Consider the following 20,325-nt stretch of genomic DNA (forward strand, 5'->3'; position numbering starts at 1 on the left):
CTCCTAGAGGACCTTGCGGATGGTCTCCTCGAAGCTGGTGACGTGGTGCAGGGCGAGTTCGCCGGCCCTGTCCGCGTCGCCCTCGGCCACCGCCTTGAGCAGCTCCACGTGCTCGCTAATGTGGCCGCTGACCGAGGGGACCTTGTCCAGGACCAGGCACCAGATGCGCGTGGCCAGGTTGTCGTAGCGGATCAGCGTATCCTCCAGGTGCGGGTTGGCCGCGGCCCGGTAGATCAGGCGGTGCACTGTCAGGTCGTAGCGCATCAGCTCCCGGGAATCTGCTGGGCTCGGGGCCAGTTCCGCAATGGTCTTGGCGACATCCAGCAGCTCGCGGCGCATGGCGGCGTTGGCCCGCGTTGCCGCCCGCCGCGCCGCCAGGGGTTCCAGCAGTTCCCGGATTTCCGAGACGTCGGCCAGTTCCGTGAAGTCCACGGTGGTGGCAAAGGTTCCCCTTCGCGGGTATGAAACCACCAGGTGGTCCACTTCCAGCCGCTTGATCGCCTCGCGCACGGGAGTACGGCCGAACCCGAGCTCGGCGGCGAGCTGCCCGTCATTGATGGGTTCGCCCGGCCGGATTTCGAGCATGATCAGCTTGTCGCGCAACTGCCTGTACGCGGCCTCCGCCTGGGAGATAGCTTCGTCCTCTGCGGGCGGCAGGACGGTGAGTGCATTCACAGCTCGGCTCCGTTTCTGGATTTCAACCGGAAGCCTGGTTCCACTTGGCTTCCAGCTATTGACTCTGGTGTGATCTCAATCATACCATTGTTCTCACACTGATATATCAGTCATAGCAATAGTGGTATTTCAAAGGAGTAACCGTGGTTGAGCAGTTGAACGAGCGACTTTCCGTAGTCGATCCCGAGGTCGAAGAGGCCGTGGCGCACGAACTGAAGCGCCAGCAGTCCACCCTCGAAATGATTGCGTCCGAGAATTTCGCCCCCGCCGGGGTCATGGAGGCACAGGGTTCGGTGCTGACCAACAAGTACGCCGAGGGATACCCGGGCAAGCGCTACTACGGCGGCTGCGAGCACGTTGACGTGATCGAACAGCTCGCGATCGACCGGGTCAAGGCCCTGTTCGGCGCCGAGTACGCCAACGTCCAGCCGCACTCCGGCGCGCAGGCCAACGCCGCCGCCATGTTTGCCCTCCTGGAACCGGGCGACACCATCATGGGACTTGCCCTCGCCCACGGCGGCCACCTCACCCACGGGATGAAAATCAATTTCTCCGGCAAGCTCTACAACGTGGTCCCGTACCACGTGAGCGAGCACAACCACCTGGTGGACATGGCCGAAGTGGAGGCCCTGGCCCTTGAACACCGGCCCAAGATGATCGTGGCCGGCTGGTCCGCCTACTCCCGGCAGCTGGACTTCGCCGAGTTCCGGCGCATCGCCGATTCCGTGGGCGCCTACCTCATGGTGGACATGGCACACTTCGCCGGCCTCGTGGCCGCCGGGCTTCACTCGAACCCGGTCCCCTACGCCGACGTCGTCACCACCACCACGCACAAGACGCTCGGCGGCCCGCGCGGAGGCGTGATCCTGGCCAAGGAGGAGTACGCACGCAAGATCAACAGCGCCGTGTTCCCCGGCCAGCAGGGCGGCCCGCTGGAACACGTGATCGCAGCCAAGGCCGTGGCTTTCAAGATCGCGGCGTCTCCGGAGTTCAAGGAACGCCAGGAGCGCACGCTCGAAGGCGCCGGGATCCTCGCGTCCCGGCTCCTGAAGGACGACGTCGCGGCGGCCGGGATCTCCGTGGTCAACGGCGGCACCGATGTGCACCTGGTCCTGGTGGACCTGCGGGACTCGGAACTGGACGGGCAGCAGGCCGAAGACCGGCTCCACCGGATCGGCATCACCGTCAACCGCAACGCCGTCCCGTTCGATCCCCGCCCGCCCATGGTCTCCTCCGGGCTGCGGATCGGCACCCCCGCCCTGGCCACCCGCGGCTTCGGTGCCGCGGAGTTCACCGAGGTGGCGGACATCATCGCCTCCGCCCTCATCTCGCAGGCGCCCGGGGACGAACTCAGCGACCAAACCGCCGCTGAACTGCGCGTACGCGTCAGCGCCCTCGCGGACCGGTTCCCCCTTTACCCGCATCTCGGCACCGGCACGACGGCGACCGGGCTTGAGGCAGAACTGATTGGAGCAGCACAATGACCACCGAACACCTGCCGGAGCACCCGGACTTCCTCTGGCGCAACCCGGACCCCAAGAAGAGCTACGACGCCGTGATTGTGGGCGGCGGCGGACATGGACTGGCGACGGCGTATTACCTGGCCAAGAACCACGGGATGACCAACATCGCCATCCTGGAAAAGGGCTGGCTCGCCGGCGGCAACATGGCCCGGAACACCACCATCATCCGCTCCAACTACCTCTGGGACGAGAGTGCGGCGATCTACGAGCACGCCCTGAAACTCTGGGAGATCCTGCCCGAAGAACTCGAATACGACTTCCTGTTCAGCCAGCGCGGGGTCATGAACCTGGCCCACACCCTGGGCGACGTCCGCGAAAGCGTCCGCCGCGTCGGAGCCAATAAACTCAACGGCGTCGACGCCGAGTGGCTGGACCCGCAGCAGGTCAAGGAACTCTGCCCCATCCTGAACATCAACGACAACATCCGCTACCCGGTCATGGGCGCCACCTACCAGCCGCGCGCCGGCATCGCCAAGCACGACCACGTCGCCTGGGCGTTCGCCCGCAAGTGCGACGAGCTCGGCGTGGACATCATCCAGAACTGCGAGGTCACCGGCTTCGTCAAGGACGGAAACCGCGTCACCGGGGTCAAGACCACCCGCGGCACCATCCACACCGAGAAGGTCGGTCTCTGCGCCGCAGGGCACAGCTCGGTGCTGGCGGAAATGGCCGGGTTCCGGCTTCCCATCCAGTCCCACCCCCTCCAGGCACTGGTGTCGGAGCTCCACGAGCCCGTCCACCCCACCGTCGTCATGTCCAACCACGTCCACGTCTACGTCTCCCAGGCGCACAAGGGCGAACTGGTCATGGGCGCCGGCGTGGACTCCTACAACGGCTACGGCCAGCGCGGATCCTTCCACGTGATCGAGCACCAGATGGCAGCCGCCGTCGAACTCTTCCCGATCTTCGCCCGGGCCCACGTGCTCCGGACCTGGGGCGGGATCGTTGACACCACCCTGGATGCCTCCCCGATCGTAGGCACCACCCCGGTGGAAAACATGTTCGTCAACTGCGGCTGGGGCACCGGCGGATTCAAGGGCACACCGGCGGCCGGGCTGACGTTCGCCCACACGATCGCCACCGGAGAACCGCACAAACTCAACAAGCCCTTTGCCCTCGAGCGCTTCGAAACCGGCGCCCTGATCGATGAACACGGCGCCGCCGCCGTGGCCCACTAGAAGAGAGGTACGGACATGCTCCTGATTCCCTGCCCCAACTGCGGTCCCCGCGACGAGACCGAATTCCACTACGGCGGCCAGGCCCACGTGGCCTACCCCGAAAACCCGGCAGAGCTCACGGACCGCGAATGGGCCGAGTACCTGTTCTACCGCGACAACACCAAGGGCGCCTTCGCCGAACGCTGGCTGCACAGCACCGGCTGCCGGCAATGGTTCAACATGCTCCGCGACACCGTCACCTACGACATCCAGGCCGTCTACCCGATGGGTCAGCTCCGTCCCGCCACAGGCCCCACAGCCCCCACCGTCACCAGCCCCGTCTCCCCGGAAGGAGCAGTCAAATGACCGCTCAGCCGCAGCCCGCGCGTCTTAGCACAGGCGGACGCATCGACCGCAGCGTCACGTGGCGCTTCACCCTGGACGGCCGTGAGTACACTGGCCACCCCGGCGACACCCTCGCCTCCGCCCTGCTGGCCAACGGCCGGCTCCGCGCGGGCGACTCCCTGTATGAGGGACGGCCCCGCGGCATCATGTCCGCCGGCGTCGAGGAATCCAACGCCCTGGTCAAGGTCGCGGCCCGGTTCCCGGGCCACGTGGCCGAATCCATGCTCCCCGCCACCACGGTGTCCCTCGTGGACGGCCTCAGCGCCGAATACCTCAGCGGACTGGGCAAGCTGGACCCGGCCGAGGACCACGCCGAATACGACAAGAAGTATGTCCACACCGATGTCCTTGTGGTCGGTGGCGGCCCGGCAGGCCTGGCCGCGGCCCGCGAGGCCGTCCGCTCCGGCGCCCGGGTCATCCTTATCGACGACCAGCCCGAACTGGGCGGATCGCTGTTGTCCGGCTCCACGGATCCGGCCCTCGCGGAGAGCATCGAAGGGCAGCCCGCCCTGGAATGGGTGGCCAATGTTGAAGCCGAACTGATCTCCGCGGCCGAATGCACCGTGCTGAACCGCACCAGCGCCTTCGGCTCCTACGACTCCAACTACGTCATTGCGGCCCAGAACCGGACCGACCACCTCCTGACCCCGGCCGCCCCCGGTGTTTCCCGCCAGCGGATCTGGCACATCCGGGCCGCCCAGGTCATCCTGGCCCCGGGCGCCCACGAACGCCCGCTGGTCTTCGAAAACAACGACCGCCCCGGCATCATGCTCGCGTCCGCAGTCCGCACCTACCTCAACCGCTACGCCGTCGCCGCAGGTTCCCGGGTGGTCATCAGCACCACCAACGACAGCGCCTACGCCTTGGCCGCGGACCTGCGCGCCGCCGGCGTCAAGATCGCCGCCGTCGTGGACGCCCGCCCCACGCTGACCGAGGTGGCTGCTGCCGCCGCCGAAGCCGGCACCCGGGTGCTGGTCGGCAGCGCGGTGGCCAACACCGCAACTGCATCGGAGTCCGCAGACGGCCGGCTTGCCGGCGTCACCGTCCGGAGCATTAACGACGACGGCGAACTCACCTCGGGCATCGAGCAGATCGCCTGCGATCTGCTGGCCGTCTCCGGCGGCTGGTCCCCCGTGGTTCACCTGCACTCGCAGCGGCAGGGCAAGCTGCGCTGGGACGACGAGCTGGCCGCTTTCGTGCCGAGCACCGTGGTTCCGAACCAGCAGACCATCGGCTCGGGGCGCGGCAGCTTTGAGTTGGCCGACTGCCTGGCTGAGGGCATCTCCGCCGGGGCGTCCGCCGCCATCGCCGCAGGCTTCGCATCCGCCGTCGAACCGTCCCCGCTCGGTGAGCCGAGGGCCTCCGCTTCCACCCGCCAGCTGTGGCTGGTCCCGGGCGAGCAGGGCGGCCCGGATGACTGGCACCACCACTTCGTGGACTTCCAGCGCGACCAGTCCGTGGCCGATGTCCTCCGCTCCACCGGTGCCGGCATGCGGTCCGTGGAGCACATCAAGCGCTACACCTCGATCAGCACCGCCAACGACCAGGGCAAGACCTCCGGGGTTAACGCGATCGGCGTCATCGCCGCCGCGCTCCGGACAGCCGGCGAAGCGTCCCGCGGGATCGGCGACATTGGCACCACCACCTACCGGGCACCGTTCACGCCCGTGGCGTTCGCCGCCCTGGCCGGACGCCAGCGCGGCGAACTCTTCGACCCCGCCCGCCTCACCTCCATCCACCCCTGGCACGTCGCCCAGGGAGCCCTCTTCGAAGACGTCGGGCAGTGGAAGCGCCCCTGGTACTACCCGCAGGACGGCGAGGACATGGACAGCGCGGTGCTCCGTGAATGCGCCGCCGTCCGGGAATCCGTGGGTTTCATGGACGCCACCACCCTGGGCAAGATCGAGATCCGCGGCAAGGACGCCGGCGAGTTCCTGAACCGCATCTACACCAACGCGTTCAAGAAACTCGCTCCCGGTTCGGCCCGCTACGGCGTCATGTGCACCCCGGACGGGATGATCTTCGACGACGGCGTCACCCTGCGCCTGGACGAGGACCGGTTCTTCATGACCACCACCACCGGCGGCGCGGCCAAGGTGCTGGACTGGCTGGAGGAATGGCTGCAGACCGAATGGCCGGAACTGGATGTGCACTGCACCTCCGTCACGGAGCAGTGGTCCACGATCGCCGTCGTCGGTCCGAAATCCCGCGCCGTTCTCGCCAAAGTGGCTCCGGAACTGGCAGCCGACGGCGGCCTGGACGCCGAGGCCTTCCCGTTCATGACGTTCAAGGAAACCACCCTGGCATCCGGTGTCCAGGCCCGGGTCTGCCGGATCTCGTTCTCCGGCGAACTGGCCTACGAAATCAACATCCCGTCCTGGTACGGGCTGAGCACCTGGGAAGCCGTGGCGGCGGCCGGCGCGGAGTTCAACATCACCCCGTACGGTACCGAGACCATGCACGTGCTGCGTGCAGAGAAGGGGTATCCGATCGTCGGCCAGGACACTGACGGGACCGTGACACCGCAGGACGCCGGCATGGAATGGGTCGTGTCCAAGGTCAAGGACTTCATCGGCAAACGCTCCTACACCCGCAAGGACGCCGGCCGCACCGACCGGAAACACCTGGTCAGCGTCCTCCCCGTGGACGGCACCATTCGGCTCCCCGAAGGCACCCAACTGGTGGAGCAGGGCATCACAGTCAACCCCGCCTACGGCCCCGTGCCCATGCAGGGATTCGTGACCTCGAGCTACCACAGTGCGGCGCTTGGCAGGTCGTTTGCCCTGGCCCTGATCAAGAACGGCCGCAACCGCATTGGCGAGACCCTGGTGGCCGCCGCCGGCGACCAACTCGTGGACGTAATCGTCGCAGAAACCGTACTATTTGACTCTGAAGGGGCCCGCAAAGATGGCTGACACTGCAGCACTCGAAAATTCCAAGAAGATCCAGACCCTCAGGAAGAGTCCGGCGTCGCTCCTGAGAACGGCTTTTGAAGCGGGATCCGTTGCGGGCACCGTGGAGCTGCGTGAGGTGCCGTTCCTGACCATGGCAGGGCTCCGGGTCGATCCTGCCGGCGACGCAGGGAAGCGGCTGGGCGCCCTCACAGGTGGCCTGCCCTCCGCTTCCGGGGAAGTCCGCGGCAGCGGCGACACCGCAGTGCTGTGGCTTGGCCCGGCAGAATTCCTGCTCGTGGCCCCCGCCGAATCCCACGAAAGCCTGGGCGGTGAGCTCCCCCGGACGTTCATCGCCGCACTGGGTGACGGCCAGGGCCAAGTGGTGGATCTCTCGGCTAACCGCACCACGCTCGAGCTCTCCGGACCCCGGGCCAGTGCCGTGCTGGAGAAGGGCTGCGCCCTGGACCTGCACCCCCGCGTCTTCCAGCCCGGAACGGCCCTGTCCACGGAAATCGGCGGCATCCCCGTCGTTCTGTGGAAGACCGGGGACGAGACCTACCGGATCTTCCCGCGGGCATCCTTCGCGGAGTTCCTCGGCCGCTGGCTCCTCGACGCCATGCGCGAATATGCCTCCACCGAGGTCCCCTGATGGCGCTCAGCGTCCTCGACCTGTTTTCTGTTGGCATCGGGCCGTCCTCCTCCCACACGGTCGGCCCGATGCGGGCGGCCAAGCGCTTCGCCGACGGGCTCAAGAGCGACGGGCAACTGAGTTCCACTGCGAGGGTGCAGGCCGAGCTGTTCGGTTCCCTCGGCGCCACCGGCCGGGGCCACGGTTCGGACAAGGCCGTCGTCCTGGGCCTCCAGGGCCAGGACCCCGAGACAGTGGACACCGCTACGGCGGATGACCAGGTGGCTGCCGCTGCCCTGGATGCTGAGCTGCAGCTCGCCGGCCATCACCGGGTGGATTTCAACTGGGACGAGGACGTGGTCCTGCACCGCCGCAAGTCGCTGCCCGCCCATCCGAACGGCATGACCTTCCGGGCCCTTGACCACGCCGGCGACGTCCTCAGCGAACGGAGCTTCTATTCGATTGGGGGCGGCTTTGTCGTCGATGGCAATGCACAAGGCGCCGACCACGTGGTGGCCGACGACACGGTGCTGCCCTACCCGTTCACAACAGCTGACGAACTCCTCGAAATATGCCATCGAGAGAATATGTCCGTCTCCGACGTCATGCTGGCCAACGAACTCGTCTGGCGCACCGAAGCCGACCTCCGGGAGAAGCTCTTGGCCCTGTGGGCGGTCATGCGCCAGTGCGTGGAAAACGGCTGCGCTGCCGAGGGAATCCTGCCCGGCGGGCTGAACGTCAAACGGCGCGCCCCGTCGTTGTTTCGGACGCTGGCAGCATCCGCCGTCAGCGCCGAGGCGGACGCCCGGAACCCATCGCCGGTCCAGGTCCCTGCCGACCCGCTGCTCGCCATGGAATGGGTGAACCTCTTCGCGCTGGCCGTCAACGAGGAAAACGCCGCGGGGGGCCGGATCGTCACGGCGCCCACCAACGGTGCCGCCGGCATTGTGCCGGCCGTGCTGCACTATTACGTCAAGTTCGTCCCCGGCGCCAACGACGACGGCGTGGTCCGCTTCCTGCTGGCCGCGGCCGCCGTCGGGATCCTGTTCAAGATCAATGCCTCCATCTCCGGAGCAGAGGTCGGCTGCCAGGGTGAAGTCGGATCGGCGTGCTCCATGGCGGCGGCGGGGCTCTGCGAAGTGCTGGGCGGCACCCCGGAACAGGTGGAAAACGCCGCCGAAGTCGGGATCGAACACAACCTCGGCCTGACCTGCGACCCCGTCGGCGGGCTGGTGCAGATCCCCTGCATCGAACGCAACGCCATTGCCAGCGTCAAAGCCATCAACGCCGCCCGCCTGTGCCTGCACGGGGACGGCAGCCATAAAGTCTCGCTGGACAAGGCCATTAAGACCATGCGCGAAACAGGAGCAGACATGAAAACCAAGTACAAGGAAACCTCCCGCGGAGGCCTCGCCGTGAATGTCGTGGAGTGCTGACCATGGCCGAGAACCAGAGCACCGAAACCGTGGAGCACATCCTGACCCTGGACTGCCCGGAAACGCGCGGGATCGTCCACGCCGTGTCCGGCTTCCTGCTGGACCAGGGCTGCGACATCCTGGAAAGCAAACAGTTCGACTCACAGCTGGACGGCCATTTCTTCATGCGGCTCCACTTCGCCTCGGCCGGGGACCAAACCACCCTGGACACGCTTCGGGAAGCCTTCGTTCCGGTCGCCGACAAATTCGGCATGCGCTGGGACCTGCGGCGGCACGGCAGCAAACGGCGGGTCCTGATCATGGTCTCGAAGTTCGAGCACTGCCTCAACGATCTGCTGTACCGGGCCCGCACCGGGGAACTGCCCATCGAGATCGTCGGCGTCGTCTCGAACCATCCCGATCACCGGCGGACCGTCGAATGGCACGGAATCCCGTTCTTCCATGTGCCCATCACCCCGGACACCAAGCCCGCGGCCGAGCAGCGGCTCCTGGAACTGATCGACCGGATGGACGTTGAACTGGTGGTCCTGGCTCGCTACATGCAGGTCCTCAGCGACAACCTCACCCGCCAGCTGGATGGCCGCGCCATCAACATCCACCACTCCTTCCTGCCCAGCTTCAAGGGCGCGAAGCCCTACCACCAGGCGCACGCCCGGGGCGTGAAGACGGTCGGCGCCACAGCCCACTATGTCAACGCCGAACTGGACGAGGGGCCGATCATCGCCCAGCAGGTGGTGGAAGTAGACCACACCTTCGGGCCCGAGGACCTCGTGGCCGCCGGACGCGACACCGAGTGTAAGGCGCTCTCCAACGCCGTCCGCTGGCACTGCGAGGGACGCGTCATCCTCCAGGGCAATAGGACGGTCGTGCTGCGCTAGGTTTGGCAGCATGATCCTGCCCTTCGAGGACCGCGAAGCCGCCGCCCCTGCCTACATCCTGCGGGGTGCCCTCATCACGGACGGCGACTGCACACCGGGCTGCGTGGTGGCGGTGAACGGCGGCCTGATCGCCTACGCGGGACCCGGCGACGGCTTTGACGCCGCACATTTCCCGGGTGCGGAGGAGCTCCCGCTGCCGCCCGGCAGCTCCCTGCTTCCCGGGCTTGTCGACCTCCATTGCCACGGCGCCGCGGGCGGCGGATTCCCGGCCGGCAACGACCGGGCCTGCCGGGCGGCCGTGGACTTCCTGCACCGCAACGGGACCACCAGCCTCCTGGCCAGCCTCGTCACGGCCCCGGAAGATGAGCTGGTGGGGTCGCTCGGCGTACTCAAGGTCCTGGCGGCCGAGGGCCTGATCGCCGGCGTGCACTGCGAGGGACCCTTCCTCTCCGCCGCCCGCTCCGGCGCGCAGGACCCGCACTGGCTCCGCGCCCCCGACCCTGCGCTGCTCCGGCGGCTGGTGGCGGCGGCCGGCGGAGCCCTGCGGACCATGACGTACGCCCCCGAACTGCCCGGCGCGGGTGAGCTCCTCCGGATCCTCACGGACCACGGGGTGATCCCCTCGCTGGGCCATACCGATGCCGCTGCCCCCGTGGCCGCGGCCTCACTGGCAGAGGCCGCGGACCTCATCCGCGGGGGCGCGGCTTCCGGGGCCTTCGGGCCGCGCGCCCGGCCCACGGTGACCCATCTGTTCAACGGCATGCCTCCCCTGCACCACAGGAGTCCCGGACCGGCGGCCGCGTGCCTGCGGCTGGCGGCACCTCGACCCGGAGACGGTCCGGATGGTCTTTGACCTGGTCGGAGCCGGGGGCATCGCGCTGGTGACGGACTCCATGGCGGCGACCGGGCTGCCCGACGGCGACTACGAACTCGGCCCCGCGGATGTGGTGGTGCACGACGGCGTGGCCACCCTGCGGAGCAACGGCGCCCTTGCCGGGGGAACGGCGACCCTGTTGGAGGTTGTCCGCGCCACCATCGCGGCGGGAGTGAGTCCGGCCGACGCCGTCGCGGCGGCCACCCTGGTCCCGGCCCGTGTCCTGGGCCTGGAGGCCGAGATCGGCGCCCTCCGGGCTGGAATGCGCGCGGATATCATCGCCGTCGACCCGGGTTTCGACCTCGTGGCCGTGCTGCGCGGCGGACGGATCCTGCCGGACCATCGACGTGCCGCGCGTTAGCCCCTGAACCCGCGGGGCCCACGGCGGTGCGGAAGTTTCGAGCCCCTCGTTTTGTTGTTCTGAGTGTGGGCAAACATTACTTCCGGAAAGGAGCCCGCCATGATCCGCATCGCTATCGTGCTCGGGAGCACCCGGCCCGGTCGCCTCGGAAAGGCCGTCGCCGACTGGGTAAGTGCCCGGGCATCAGAACGCGGCGATGCCACCTTTGACGTCCTCGACGTCGCCGATTTTGATCTTCCGCTGCTGGACGAGCCGCTGCCACCCTCCCTCGGCCGGTACAGCCAGCCCTACACCAGGGCCTGGTCCGAAGCTGTCGACGGATTCGACGGCTACATCTTCGTCACGGGCGAGTACAACCACTCGATTCCCGGAGCACTGAAAAACGCTGTGGACTACCTCTACAAGGAGTGGAACAACAAGGCGGCCGGGTTTGTCAGCTACGGAAGCAGCGGCGGCATCCGCGCCGTCGAACACTTCCGCGGAGTGTCCGCGGAGCTGCAGATGGCCGACGTCCGGGCCCAGGTGGCGCTGCCCCTGGCCACGGAGTTCGCGAATTACCGCACTTTCATCCCGACGGCGGCCGCGGAAAAGAGCCTGCAGATCCTGTTTGACCAGGTGATCGCGTGGTCCGGCGCGCTGAAGGTCCTCCGGCCAGGCCATGCCCACGGAACAGAAGACGCCAGCGCGGCCTGACCGCTGCCCTGGCTTAGCCCGGTTAGCCGTCCCGCGGGGGCGTGCCGGTGTCCGCCTACGCCGGAGTCCCCGTCCTGCGCCGCCGCCGACGGACGGGGGGCGTGTCTCCGCCGTGTGGCGCCGCGGCATAGGGACTGGGCTGGGGCACGTTCTGGCCCGGAACGGAATCTGGCACCAGGACGTGGACTGTGCCGCCGGATGATTCCCGCGCGGCTCCGCCTGCGACGCTGCGCAGGTAGTCCAGGGCGCCTTCTTCGCTGAACCCGTATTCCCGCACCAGCGTCCGCAGCGCCAGCCCGGCCAGTGCCCGGGAGAGCTGCGCCGAGGAAAGGTCTGCGCCGCCGCCGGACCTCAGCGCCAACTCCTGGACCAATCGCAGTGCACGGGAGATGTAGCGGGCCAGCCGAGCCGCTGCGATGATGTCTGCGCTGGTGAAGACGTGCGGCCACGCGGCGTAAAGGTTCACGGCGGCATGGAAGACCGCTTGTGGTGCCAGTGGAACGGATACGAGGGACCGGACCCCGAAGGCTGCGGCGGCGCTGGCGTATCCGGGCCAGCGCCCCGCGGTCAGCGTGAGTGCCTCCGCGGACCCGACCAGTGTCACTGCCCAGCTGATCCCACGGCCGGGACCACCGATGTCGTCGACAAACTCACTCACGGCTTCGCTGAGGAAGGCACCGACATCCGGGTCGTTGAAGTGCAGCTCCCAGAAGGAGGCATAACGATCCTGCCGGCCGTCTCTTGCAATTCCTTGGGTCATGTTCCACGCTCGAGATCAAAGCACGCAGCTCACTGCTGAACCGATGAAAACAGCATACGTCCGGGCGGACACCGCCGCGCCTCCCATTTGTCAGAGCCAGGGCCTCTGTCGCATTGGGATGGTTCCGGGCTGTCCCGGCGACCTGTTTCGATTAACTGTTCCTCAGCTGTTCCGGCAGCTGTTCCGCTGAGCTGTTCCCGTGACAGCGGGAAATCCGCTTCAGCGCCGCGGCGGCCCAGGGAGGCTTTTAACATCCGCCCTGGACCGCCCGCCCCGGCTTCAACACCAGTCGCGGAGGACCCGTCCCGCCGTGGCACAACCATTAATACCCGCGTTCCGCCGGTCCCAAAAGGGCCTTTGGGCCCGTGCGGGCCGGCAGGGCACTACCGCCCATTTCACCCCCGGCGGATGAGGTCCGCACCCGCGTCCCGGCAGACGATGGATATGCCCTTCGATGCCCCACTGCTCGGGGGCGATCCCAGCTGGGAGAGGAGCCCTCAAATGTCAAGACCGCACGCAATCACCGTGGGATCCATCGCGCTTGCGACCGCCGTCGTACTGCTCACCGGATGCAGCCCCACGAGTCCGCCGGCTGCCACCCCAAGCCCCACAGCGGCCATCTCGAGCCCGCCCGCGAGCGTGTCGGAAATCTGCGCTGCTGCCGATGCCCATGCCGCGGCTCTGGCGAATTTCAAGGCCACGCTGAAGCCGGACGCCACCATCGAGCAGGTGCGCGCGGCCCAAGACCAGGTCTCCAAGACCTATGAAGAGCTGGCCAAGGCAAGCGAGAACCTCGCCCAGCAACGGGCGGAGGCGGTGATGGCCGCCGAAGCCAAGTTCAATGCCGCAGTCGCCGCGGTGCCTGACAACGCCACGTTGACTCAAGCAGCTGATTCCCTCCGGGACGAAGCCTCCAACGTCGAGGCCGCGATTCGCGACCTCAGGACCGAGGTCAAGTGCTGACGGTCCCGTGCGGACCGCCGTGGGCGCGTAGTTGTTCCGGATCCCTCTCGACCACGGACCCTGCAGGCCGGTAGAGTTCCCGAATCTGTTCCGGACACTTCTAGGAGGCCACCGTGCTTAGAGGAATCAGCAGGATGACGGGTGCTGTGGCGGGGCTGGTGCTTTCGCTCGGCATGATCGCACCGTCCGTGACGGCAGTGGCCGCGGCGGGCTACGACTTTGATTCTGCCTCCAGCCTGCAGGTGGTGGTCAACAAGCACCGGCAGCTGAACCCGGCCGCTTATGTACCGGGGCAGCTGGTCAGGGTCCAAGCGGAACGGTTGCGGGCGCCGGCCGCGGACGCCTACAAGCAGTTTGCCAAAGCCGCCAAGGCGGCCGGCGTGAACGTCATGCCGATCAGCGGCTACCGTTCGTTCAGCGAGCAGGCCAGCCTCTATGACAGCTACGTGCGCCAGTACGGACAGGCGACGGCGGACACCCTTGCTGCCCGGCCCGGCTACAGCGAACACCAGACCGGCCTGGCGATGGACATCGGCAATGCCAGCGGAACCTGTGCCCTGCAAGCCTGCTTCGCCAATACCCCGGCAGGGCGGTGGGCGGCCGAGCACGGCTGGGAGTACGGATTCATCATCCGATATCCGGCCGGGGCCGAGGCCACTACCGGCTACACCTACGAGCCATGGCATCTGCGCTATGTGGGAAAGGTTATCGCCGAGGATATGCAAAGCACCGGGATTGCCACCCTTGAGAAGTACTTCGGTCTGGAAGCGGCGCCCGATTATCTCCAATAGAGGGTTCTCTGTCCCGTCGCGGCCGATTGGGCGCCAAGGACAGCTCGCCCACGCAGGACCCCCCGGAGACGGGGTTAGGGTTGGGCGGAATCAAAGAAAGCGGTCATCCGAAAGGCCGCGGGCGGCTTCGCGTGCCTTGCCCTGGATGAACTCCCTGTCCTCGTCGCTAAGCACGGCTTCGCCATGGGTGTCGATGTCGGCGTTTTCGCCCGTTTCCTTGTTGAAAATTGCCGTCAGGGTGCGGGGCAGCACCATGCATCCAGGGTTGTCCATCAGCCACTGCTGGGTGGTCGGATCGAGCCGGTTCCATTGTTCCTTGATGTGCATGTTAGTCACTGCTGCCTCTCAGGCATCGGTTCAACGAAAAACCTGTCGGGCTTTTGCTGACAGGGGAATACGTGCGATGCCATCGGGCTGACTGGATATTGACTGCCGATGCTGACAACCCTACGTGTTCCAGGTTCGAATGAACCGTCCGTCAACATGACAAAACTAAAAACTCGTAGCCTCGTTCCCATGGAACCTGGCCCAGGCCTCTTGCCGGTAGCAATAGAGCGGAATTTCATCTCATCGACGTGGATCTCTGTGATCCTCCAAACGGGTGCTGGTCAGTGTGTGGCGGCCAGCTGCCTGGAGCTGAAGGACTTCAGCGTCAGCGTGCCCCCCGCCGTGACGGCCTTGATGTTCGGCGTCCCCGCGGTGGGGAAGACCAGTGACGTGATGGTCTTTTCTCCGCCGTTGATGAAAACCTCCACCGAGCTGTAGTCGACGAAAATCGACAGCTCCACTTTCCCGTCTCGCGCTGGGCTGACTGCCCGCCGCGATGCCCGATAGTCCGGACTGAGTTCGGCCTTGCCGGTGGCGGCAGCATCAGCCTCGCGGGAGATGAATGCCGATTCTTCGGAAAAGTCATATCCGATCGTCGCGAACGTTCCGCCGTCGCTTCCGAGCTCGATCCTCGCTTCGGATCCGTCGTCTTCCTCCGTCCGCTCAAGAGTCACATCGAGCCGGTACGCCCGGCCCTCCGGAACCGGCAACTGCCCTGCGCCATCCTGTGTCAATCGACGTTCCCCAGTTGTTGCCGCCGGGCCTTCAATGGACTTCATGGCGGCGGTGGGGTTCGAGACAAGAGTCGGCTCTCCCGCGATTGTTTCCAGCCGAATGTCGCGCACAATGGTGTCGGCACCGCCGTGCCAGTCCTCGGTGGGCAGTTGCCGGGCGTACGCCCAGTTGTTCATCCACCCGAGAGCGTGCCGGGAGGACATCCGCTGGCTTTCGCTAAGCCTCGGATCATCCCACGTCACGGCGGCGTAGAAGTCGGAGCCGGCGTCGAGCCACTGATGCGGTCGGCCGGACGGGGTGAATCGGGTCCCGTCCCACTCGCCAGTCCAGTAGGCAACGCCCGTGGTGAATCCCTCTTCACTCCCGTTGGCGCTGGCGGCAAGGACCCAGGTCCGTTTGGCTGGATCACCGTCGAGATCCAGCTGGAAGAGGTCCGGGCATTCCAGGGTGCCAAGACCGGTGCGTTCGACGCCCGAGGCGTAGCGCCAATTCTTCAGGTCCGGCGAGGTATACATGCCGATTTTGCTCCCTTCGGCCAGGGCCATCACCCATTGGCCGTGGGCTTCATCGCGGATGATCTTAGGGTCCCGCCAGTCCGGTTCGCCAGGATTTTCCATGACCGGATTCTGCGAATACGCGGTGAATGAGTATCCGTTGTCGGTGGAATAGAACAAGGATTGGCGCTGGATGCCCTGGTCCTGCTGCGTCATGACCGCGATGACGGCTCCCTTGCCGAAGCCGGCCGAATTGTCGTGGTCCACCACGGCGCTTCCGGTCTCGATGTCGCCCAGCCCGTTTTTGTACTTGCTGATCGCCACCCCCTCCTCCTTCCAATGCACCAGGTCCGTGCTGGTTAAGTGGTACCACTCGGTGCCGTTCTCCTTCGGGTAACCCGCGTTGTAGAGGTAGTAGTAGTGCCACACGCCGTCGAGCAGGATGGGACGCTGCGGATCATTCATCCAGTGCTTTCCGGGCGTGATGTGATAGCTCGGCCGGAACTCGGATGCTCCCTCGGCCCGGCCGAAAGCTGAAACAGTGGGCGCCGGCTCGGCCTGGCTCTGGGGGCCCGGACGGGATCCCGTCGCAGGGACCAGCGCCACAGCGACAAGAACGGCCACGGCCGTTGCTGCCAGCACAATCCAGATCGTCCGACGGTTTTTCATGATTCAACATTCCTGGTTCTGGCGGAAGCCATCCCGCCCCACCTGTGGCTTGTATATGCGAAGGGCGGAAGCACCCGGGATTCCGGGCGCTTCCGCCTCATGACTGCCTACTGCACTACTTGTACAGCCCGGCACCGCCGACGTTGAGGTTCGTGGGCAGGTACCCGAACGGGCCCAGGCCGTTCTGGCCGAAAGTGCGGTCAACGGCCGAAACTCCGTTGCGGAAGTTGATCTTCACGGTGGGCGAGAGGGAACCGCCGCGGACGCCGTCCACGTTGTCGATAAAGGACTGCACCAGCCCGCCCGGCTGCACGTAGTGCGAGTAGGCCTGGAACTGGCGGCCATTCTGGCGGGGATCCGGCCCTTCGGGCGCATTGGCTGGCATGTTCAGGTCCGTGGGGGATGCCAGCGTCAGGCCGCTGTTGTTCATGGGCTGGTAGTCGGAACGGACGCCGTCGCCAACGAAGCCATAAACGCCGTCGGGGCCGCGCATTCCATCCGCATAGGTGAACTGGTGGCTGATGGTGAACAGGTAGTACTTGTTCTTGCCGCCCTCGCTCTGGATGAAGATCTGCGGACGCTCGGTCTGGTCGTTGACGCAGTTGGCGGACAGGATCGGCGGCAGGAAGTGCCACTTGGTCAGGTCTTTGTTGTCCGCCACGGCCAGGCCCACGTTGGCGGTCTGGAACCATGCACCGGTGGTGGCGTTGACGGTGTTCGCGGATTCGGCGCGGGTGTCCCCGGGCTGGTAGCCCAGGTCCTGGTCCGTGCACTTGTAGTCGCCCCGCTGGCCACCGGTGTTGCCTTCGAAGACCATGAAGGTCTTGCCCGGGTGCGCCGGGTCTGCGAACGTGTAGGGGTCCCGGAAGGCGAACCCTGGGTTCTGGGCCTTGTTCTGGTACATGACGCCGTCCGGCTCAAGGAGTTTGGTGTGCTCGAAGCCGTCGAAGCTCACGCCGTTCTTGTCAGCGTGGATGTTGCCCAGCGCCTTGGCAATCACGGCATCCGGGGCGATTCCGCCGCCGCCGGCGTTGCGCTCGGCAACGTCGTAGAACGTCGTTGCGGTGTAGAAGACGTTGACGTGGTTCCCCTGCATGAGGCGGGTCGAACCGGACCATTCGGTGTTGCCGACGGAGGTGTTGTCCAGGAACAGGTGTCCGCCGTAGTTCCACTTGTCCTTGGCCGGATCGGCGTTGGTCTTGCGGAAGAAATAGCCGATCCGGGCGTTCCAGTGCCGCTGGTCGAAGCCGTAGCCGGCGTGGCGGTCGGCAACGAGTGAGAAGATCACGTCCCAGCCCTTGTAGCTGATCTGGTTTGCGTTCTCGTCGGTCAGGGACCAAGTGTCCCAAACCCAGACGTCGTCGTTCATGACCGGGAAGTCCTGGGGGATTTCCGGCATGGTGACGTTCGGGCTCATGGAGTTCTGGCCCGGGGTTACGCTTGTGCTGCTTTGGGCCATAATCTGCTTGGCATCGGCACGCGTCCACTTGGAGGTGAAGGCGGCGGCCGGATCGAACGCCTGCTGGGTGTGCTTCGTGGGCAGGGGGAAGCCGGGGGTCGGAGCCGGCATCTGCCCGCCGCTCGGCGGATCCGAGGGCGTGTTTGCCTGGGCTGACGGAACGGCAAGGAAGACGGAGGCCGCCACGGCCGCCGCCAGTGCCGCGGCGACAGAACGCCACCGCAGCTTCCGGTGTGTATTGGGGTGCTCGTGCATTTTTGCTCTTCTCGCGGAGTTGAGGCCATTCGTGGAAGACGGGCATATGCCCTCATTCCCCGAAACTCCGGCGTGGGCCCGCTCACCCTCGTCAATGTAAGCGCTTGCACAACTCATTCCGCGCGCGTGCCATGACTCAAATTTTGAGTCAAATGTGTCAAATAAATATGTTTTATTTTGCAAGTTGCCGGCCGTTGCCCGTTTGTTGCTCCGTAGTCGTCCGCCATTCAGTCCACCACGGCGGATTGGCCATCGCGAACCAGAGCCCTCGGCCTAAGCCGAGGGCTCTGGCTGGAAGTCACGTCCAGCCGGTCAGTGTTCTACTGCCACCCGTTTCCGGCTCCGGGAGGGCGCCGCTGCGATCAGCAGGGCTGCAACCGCCACAGCTGCGCTCAGGATCAGGCCGGGGCGATACAGTTCCAGCATGGCCGCCGCATCCAGGCCAGCGCCGCCGTCGGACGCGTTGCCGTGACCGCTGACCATAGCGGTGGTGACGGCGAGAACCAGGGCGGCCCCCACCTGGGTGCTGGTCTGGATCAGGCCGGCTGCCAGGCCCTGTTCAGAATTCCGGATGCCCGCGGTGGCCTGGACGTTGATTGACGGGAACGCCAGGGCGAAGCCGACGCCCAGCAGCAGAACTGAGGGCAGAATGTCCGTCACGTAGTTCGGCGAGGTGCCCACGCGCAGGAACAGGAGATAGCCGAGCGCCAGCGAGGCCAAACCGGTCCGGATCAGCCACGGGGCGCCAAACTTGTCGATGAGCCGGTCCGCGAAAGGTGCGCTCGAGGCCACCAGCAGGCCCGTGGGAAGAAGCGCCAGGGCCATGCCGAGGGGGCTCCATCCCAGCACGGACTGCAGGTACAGCGTGAGGATGAACTGGAAACTCAAATATGAGCCGAACAATCCCACGGCGCTGAGGTTCGCCCGCGCCACCCAACCTTCCCTGAGGATGCTGAACCTGATCAAGGGGCGCCTGACCCGGTTCTCGATCAGGGCGAAGGCCGCCAGCACCGCTGCGGACGCCACGAATCCGGCGATAGTTGCCACAGATCCCCAACCGTTCCCGGGTGCCGCAACGAGCGTGTAAACGAGCCCCAGCATGCCGGCGGCGAGTGTGACGGCGCCCCAGAGGTCATGCCCGCTGTCCTGATTACTGCCTTCGGCCCTGCCGGCGGCGTTGTCCCGGGGGATGTATTTCAGGCCAAGAATCACGACGGCGACCGCCACCGGCACCGAGACCAGGAACGTCCAGCGCCAGCTCATCGCGGTCATCAGGCCTCCGACGACCAGGCCGAGTGAGAAACCGCTCGCACCGAAAGTGGTGAAGATAGACAAAGCCCGGTTGCGTTCGCGACCTTCCGCGAAGTTGGTGGTGATGATCGAGAAACCGGCAGGAGCGGTGAATGCGGCGGCAAGGCCCTTGAGGAAGCGGGTGCCGATCAGCAGGGCTGGGTCATCCACCAGGCCGCCGAGCAAGGAAGCTGCGGCAAAGACGCTGAGCGCGATCAGGAAGATGCGCCGCCGGCCGAGCAGATCGGCTATCCGGCCGCCGAGCAGAAGAAGACTTCCGTAACCGAGCACGTAGGCAGAGACGATCCACTGGAGGGACTCGGTTCCAAGGTGAAGTTCGGTTCCGATTGAAGGCAGTGCCACACCGACCATGGATACGTCCAGCGCATCGAGCGCCAAAACGGTGCACAGGACCAGGAGAAGCATCCACTGCGCACGGCTCCAGCGGACGGGAGCAAGCCGTTCTCCGGCAGGTCTTTCAAGAGTGGAAGTTGAGGTCATGGCACCAATTTATATGACGCGTCATTGAATGACAAGGAATATTATGACGTGGACTTTTATTTCGTCATGAACTAGAATTTCGGCATGGCAAGACCGCAGGACCGCCAGCTGGTAGAGCAATGGCGCAGCATCCAGACCACGTACTTTCGCACCGCGGGGGCGATCGACCGCGCCCTGGAGTCGCGGTTCAACATCGGCCTGACTGAGTTTGAAATCCTGGATCTCGTGGCCGAAAGCGCAGACTCAGCATGCCGGATGAAACAGCTGGGTGAGCGCACTCCCATGACCCAGAGCGCCATGTCCAAGGTGGTGGATCGGCTCGACAAGGCCGGGCTCATTTCCCGCCACTCCTGCGAAGATGACCGGCGTTCACTCTTTCTGGAACTCACCGACGCCGGCCGCGCACTCCACCGCGAAGCCGCCATCGAGCACCGCGCCCTGCTCAAGGAAAACCTGGCCTGAGCCGCATCGCCAGGATTTGCCGCGACGCGCCACCGCTTTTTACCTCTCCGTGATGCCCTGTCATAGACCGCCCGCATGGGTGGATCAACGCTGAG

Annotated in this window: 17 protein-coding genes and 1 pseudogene; 12 read left to right on the top strand and 6 right to left on the bottom strand. The window is 65.9% G+C overall.

The features are described from left to right. Positions 1-3: 3 nt before the first annotated feature. Positions 4-675, bottom strand: a complete 672-nt coding sequence (locus tag AC1DZV_RS20825) for a GntR family transcriptional regulator (protein ID WP_476951012.1) — start codon at positions 673-675, stop codon at positions 4-6. A gap of 143 nt (positions 676-818) precedes the next feature. Here AC1DZV_RS20825 and glyA point away from each other — a divergent pair, with 143 nt between their 5' ends. From glyA to AC1DZV_RS20870, 9 genes and pseudogenes are all read left to right on the top strand, one after another. Continuing rightward, positions 819-2,159 carry a serine hydroxymethyltransferase gene (gene glyA, locus AC1DZV_RS20830; RefSeq protein WP_476954490.1) on the top strand — a complete coding sequence of 447 codons (1,341 nt, stop codon included), beginning with the start codon at positions 819-821 and terminating at the stop codon, positions 2,157-2,159. Continuing rightward, a complete protein-coding gene (locus AC1DZV_RS20835; protein ID WP_476942735.1) occupies positions 2,156-3,376 on the top strand; it encodes a sarcosine oxidase subunit beta family protein in 1,221 nt (406 codons plus the stop codon). The genes glyA and AC1DZV_RS20835 overlap by 4 nt, the downstream gene beginning before the upstream one ends. A gap of 15 nt (positions 3,377-3,391) precedes the next feature. Then, the gene (locus tag AC1DZV_RS20840; protein WP_028278136.1) at positions 3,392-3,721 is read left to right on the top strand and encodes a sarcosine oxidase subunit delta; all 330 of its coding nucleotides are present in this window, start codon (positions 3,392-3,394) and stop codon (positions 3,719-3,721) included. Further along, entirely contained in the window at positions 3,718-6,675 is a 2,958-nt protein-coding gene (locus AC1DZV_RS20845; protein WP_476954491.1) for a 2Fe-2S iron-sulfur cluster-binding protein, read from the top strand. Before AC1DZV_RS20840 ends, AC1DZV_RS20845 begins: the two co-directional genes overlap by 4 nt. Then, positions 6,668-7,303 carry a sarcosine oxidase subunit gamma gene (locus AC1DZV_RS20850; protein ID WP_476951009.1) on the top strand — a complete coding sequence of 212 codons (636 nt, stop codon included), beginning with the start codon at positions 6,668-6,670 and terminating at the stop codon, positions 7,301-7,303. Before AC1DZV_RS20845 ends, AC1DZV_RS20850 begins: the two co-directional genes overlap by 8 nt. Then, positions 7,303-8,718 carry an L-serine ammonia-lyase gene (locus tag AC1DZV_RS20855; protein ID WP_476951008.1) on the top strand — a complete coding sequence of 472 codons (1,416 nt, stop codon included), beginning with the start codon at positions 7,303-7,305 and terminating at the stop codon, positions 8,716-8,718. The genes AC1DZV_RS20850 and AC1DZV_RS20855 overlap by 1 nt, the downstream gene beginning before the upstream one ends. A gap of 2 nt (positions 8,719-8,720) precedes the next feature. Next, positions 8,721-9,596, top strand: coding sequence for a formyltetrahydrofolate deformylase (gene purU, locus AC1DZV_RS20860; protein WP_028278140.1), 876 nt, complete (start codon positions 8,721-8,723; stop codon positions 9,594-9,596). 10 nt (positions 9,597-9,606) lie between these two features. Further along, positions 9,607-10,831 (top strand): annotated as a pseudogene (locus AC1DZV_RS20865) (N-acetylglucosamine-6-phosphate deacetylase). 99 nt (positions 10,832-10,930) lie between these two features. After that, a complete protein-coding gene (locus AC1DZV_RS20870) occupies positions 10,931-11,524 on the top strand; it encodes an NADPH-dependent FMN reductase (protein ID WP_476951006.1) in 594 nt (197 codons plus the stop codon). A 55-nt stretch (positions 11,525-11,579) separates the two neighbouring features. Here AC1DZV_RS20870 and AC1DZV_RS20875 read toward each other — a convergent pair whose 3' ends face one another. Then, entirely contained in the window at positions 11,580-12,284 is a 705-nt protein-coding gene (locus AC1DZV_RS20875) for an ANTAR domain-containing protein (RefSeq protein WP_476954492.1), read from the bottom strand. A 501-nt stretch (positions 12,285-12,785) separates the two neighbouring features. Between AC1DZV_RS20875 and AC1DZV_RS20880 the strand changes: the two genes are divergently transcribed. Together AC1DZV_RS20880 and AC1DZV_RS20885 are read left to right on the top strand one after the other, a co-directional pair. Beyond that, the gene (locus tag AC1DZV_RS20880) at positions 12,786-13,247 is read left to right on the top strand and encodes a hypothetical protein (RefSeq protein WP_459383551.1); all 462 of its coding nucleotides are present in this window, start codon (positions 12,786-12,788) and stop codon (positions 13,245-13,247) included. Positions 13,248-13,360: 113 nt separating this feature from the next. Beyond that, positions 13,361-14,038 (top strand): M15 family metallopeptidase, encoded by a 678-nt coding sequence (locus tag AC1DZV_RS20885; protein WP_476942741.1) that lies wholly within the window; start codon positions 13,361-13,363, stop codon positions 14,036-14,038. 90 nt (positions 14,039-14,128) lie between these two features. Here the strand turns inward: AC1DZV_RS20885 and AC1DZV_RS20890 are convergent, their stop codons facing one another. The 4 genes from AC1DZV_RS20890 to AC1DZV_RS20905 all read right to left on the bottom strand — a co-directional run bounded on the left by AC1DZV_RS20890 (position 14,129) and on the right by AC1DZV_RS20905 (position 19,768). Beyond that, on the bottom strand, positions 14,129-14,365 hold the full coding sequence (locus tag AC1DZV_RS20890) for a hypothetical protein (RefSeq protein ID WP_476951005.1): 237 nt from the start codon (positions 14,363-14,365) through the stop codon (positions 14,129-14,131). A 281-nt stretch (positions 14,366-14,646) separates the two neighbouring features. Next, on the bottom strand, positions 14,647-16,263 hold the full coding sequence (locus tag AC1DZV_RS20895; protein ID WP_476954493.1) for a glycoside hydrolase family 32 protein: 1,617 nt from the start codon (positions 16,261-16,263) through the stop codon (positions 14,647-14,649). A gap of 115 nt (positions 16,264-16,378) precedes the next feature. Next, positions 16,379-17,977 (bottom strand): glycoside hydrolase family 68 protein, encoded by a 1,599-nt coding sequence (locus tag AC1DZV_RS20900; RefSeq protein ID WP_476954494.1) that lies wholly within the window; start codon positions 17,975-17,977, stop codon positions 16,379-16,381. 312 nt (positions 17,978-18,289) lie between these two features. Then, on the bottom strand, positions 18,290-19,768 hold the full coding sequence (locus AC1DZV_RS20905) for an MFS transporter (RefSeq protein WP_476954495.1): 1,479 nt from the start codon (positions 19,766-19,768) through the stop codon (positions 18,290-18,292). Positions 19,769-19,852: 84 nt separating this feature from the next. Here AC1DZV_RS20905 and AC1DZV_RS20910 point away from each other — a divergent pair, with 84 nt between their 5' ends. Continuing rightward, positions 19,853-20,230: a MarR family winged helix-turn-helix transcriptional regulator gene (locus AC1DZV_RS20910; RefSeq protein WP_459383547.1), complete on the top strand. Its 378-nt coding sequence runs from the start codon at positions 19,853-19,855 to the stop codon at positions 20,228-20,230. The last annotated feature ends 95 nt before the right edge of the window (positions 20,231-20,325 follow it).

The sequence above is a fragment of the Arthrobacter sp. P1_D12 genome (genome assembly GCF_056406175.1).

Bases quoted from the DNA above. Each gene is read 5' to 3' on its own strand.
- AC1DZV_RS20880 (WP_459383551.1), top strand. From the start codon at position 12,786: ATGTCAAGACCGCACGCAATCACCGTGGGATCCATCGCGCTTGCGACC.
- AC1DZV_RS20890 (WP_476951005.1), bottom strand. From the start codon at position 14,365: ATGCACATCAAGGAACAATGGAACCGGCTCGATCCGACCACCCAGCAG.
- AC1DZV_RS20845 (WP_476954491.1), top strand. From the start codon at position 3,718: ATGACCGCTCAGCCGCAGCCCGCGCGTCTTAGCACAGGCGGACGCATC.
- AC1DZV_RS20900 (WP_476954494.1), bottom strand. From the start codon at position 17,977: ATGCACGAGCACCCCAATACACACCGGAAGCTGCGGTGGCGTTCTGTC.
- AC1DZV_RS20895 (WP_476954493.1), bottom strand. From the start codon at position 16,263: ATGAAAAACCGTCGGACGATCTGGATTGTGCTGGCAGCAACGGCCGTG.
- AC1DZV_RS20910 (WP_459383547.1), top strand. From the start codon at position 19,853: ATGGCAAGACCGCAGGACCGCCAGCTGGTAGAGCAATGGCGCAGCATC.
- AC1DZV_RS20875 (WP_476954492.1), bottom strand. From the start codon at position 12,284: ATGACCCAAGGAATTGCAAGAGACGGCCGGCAGGATCGTTATGCCTCC.
- AC1DZV_RS20850 (WP_476951009.1), top strand. From the start codon at position 6,668: ATGGCTGACACTGCAGCACTCGAAAATTCCAAGAAGATCCAGACCCTC.
- purU (WP_028278140.1), top strand. From the start codon at position 8,721: ATGGCCGAGAACCAGAGCACCGAAACCGTGGAGCACATCCTGACCCTG.
- AC1DZV_RS20855 (WP_476951008.1), top strand. From the start codon at position 7,303: ATGGCGCTCAGCGTCCTCGACCTGTTTTCTGTTGGCATCGGGCCGTCC.
- AC1DZV_RS20870 (WP_476951006.1), top strand. From the start codon at position 10,931: ATGATCCGCATCGCTATCGTGCTCGGGAGCACCCGGCCCGGTCGCCTC.
- AC1DZV_RS20905 (WP_476954495.1), bottom strand. From the start codon at position 19,768: ATGACCTCAACTTCCACTCTTGAAAGACCTGCCGGAGAACGGCTTGCT.
- AC1DZV_RS20840 (WP_028278136.1), top strand. From the start codon at position 3,392: ATGCTCCTGATTCCCTGCCCCAACTGCGGTCCCCGCGACGAGACCGAA.
- AC1DZV_RS20835 (WP_476942735.1), top strand. From the start codon at position 2,156: ATGACCACCGAACACCTGCCGGAGCACCCGGACTTCCTCTGGCGCAAC.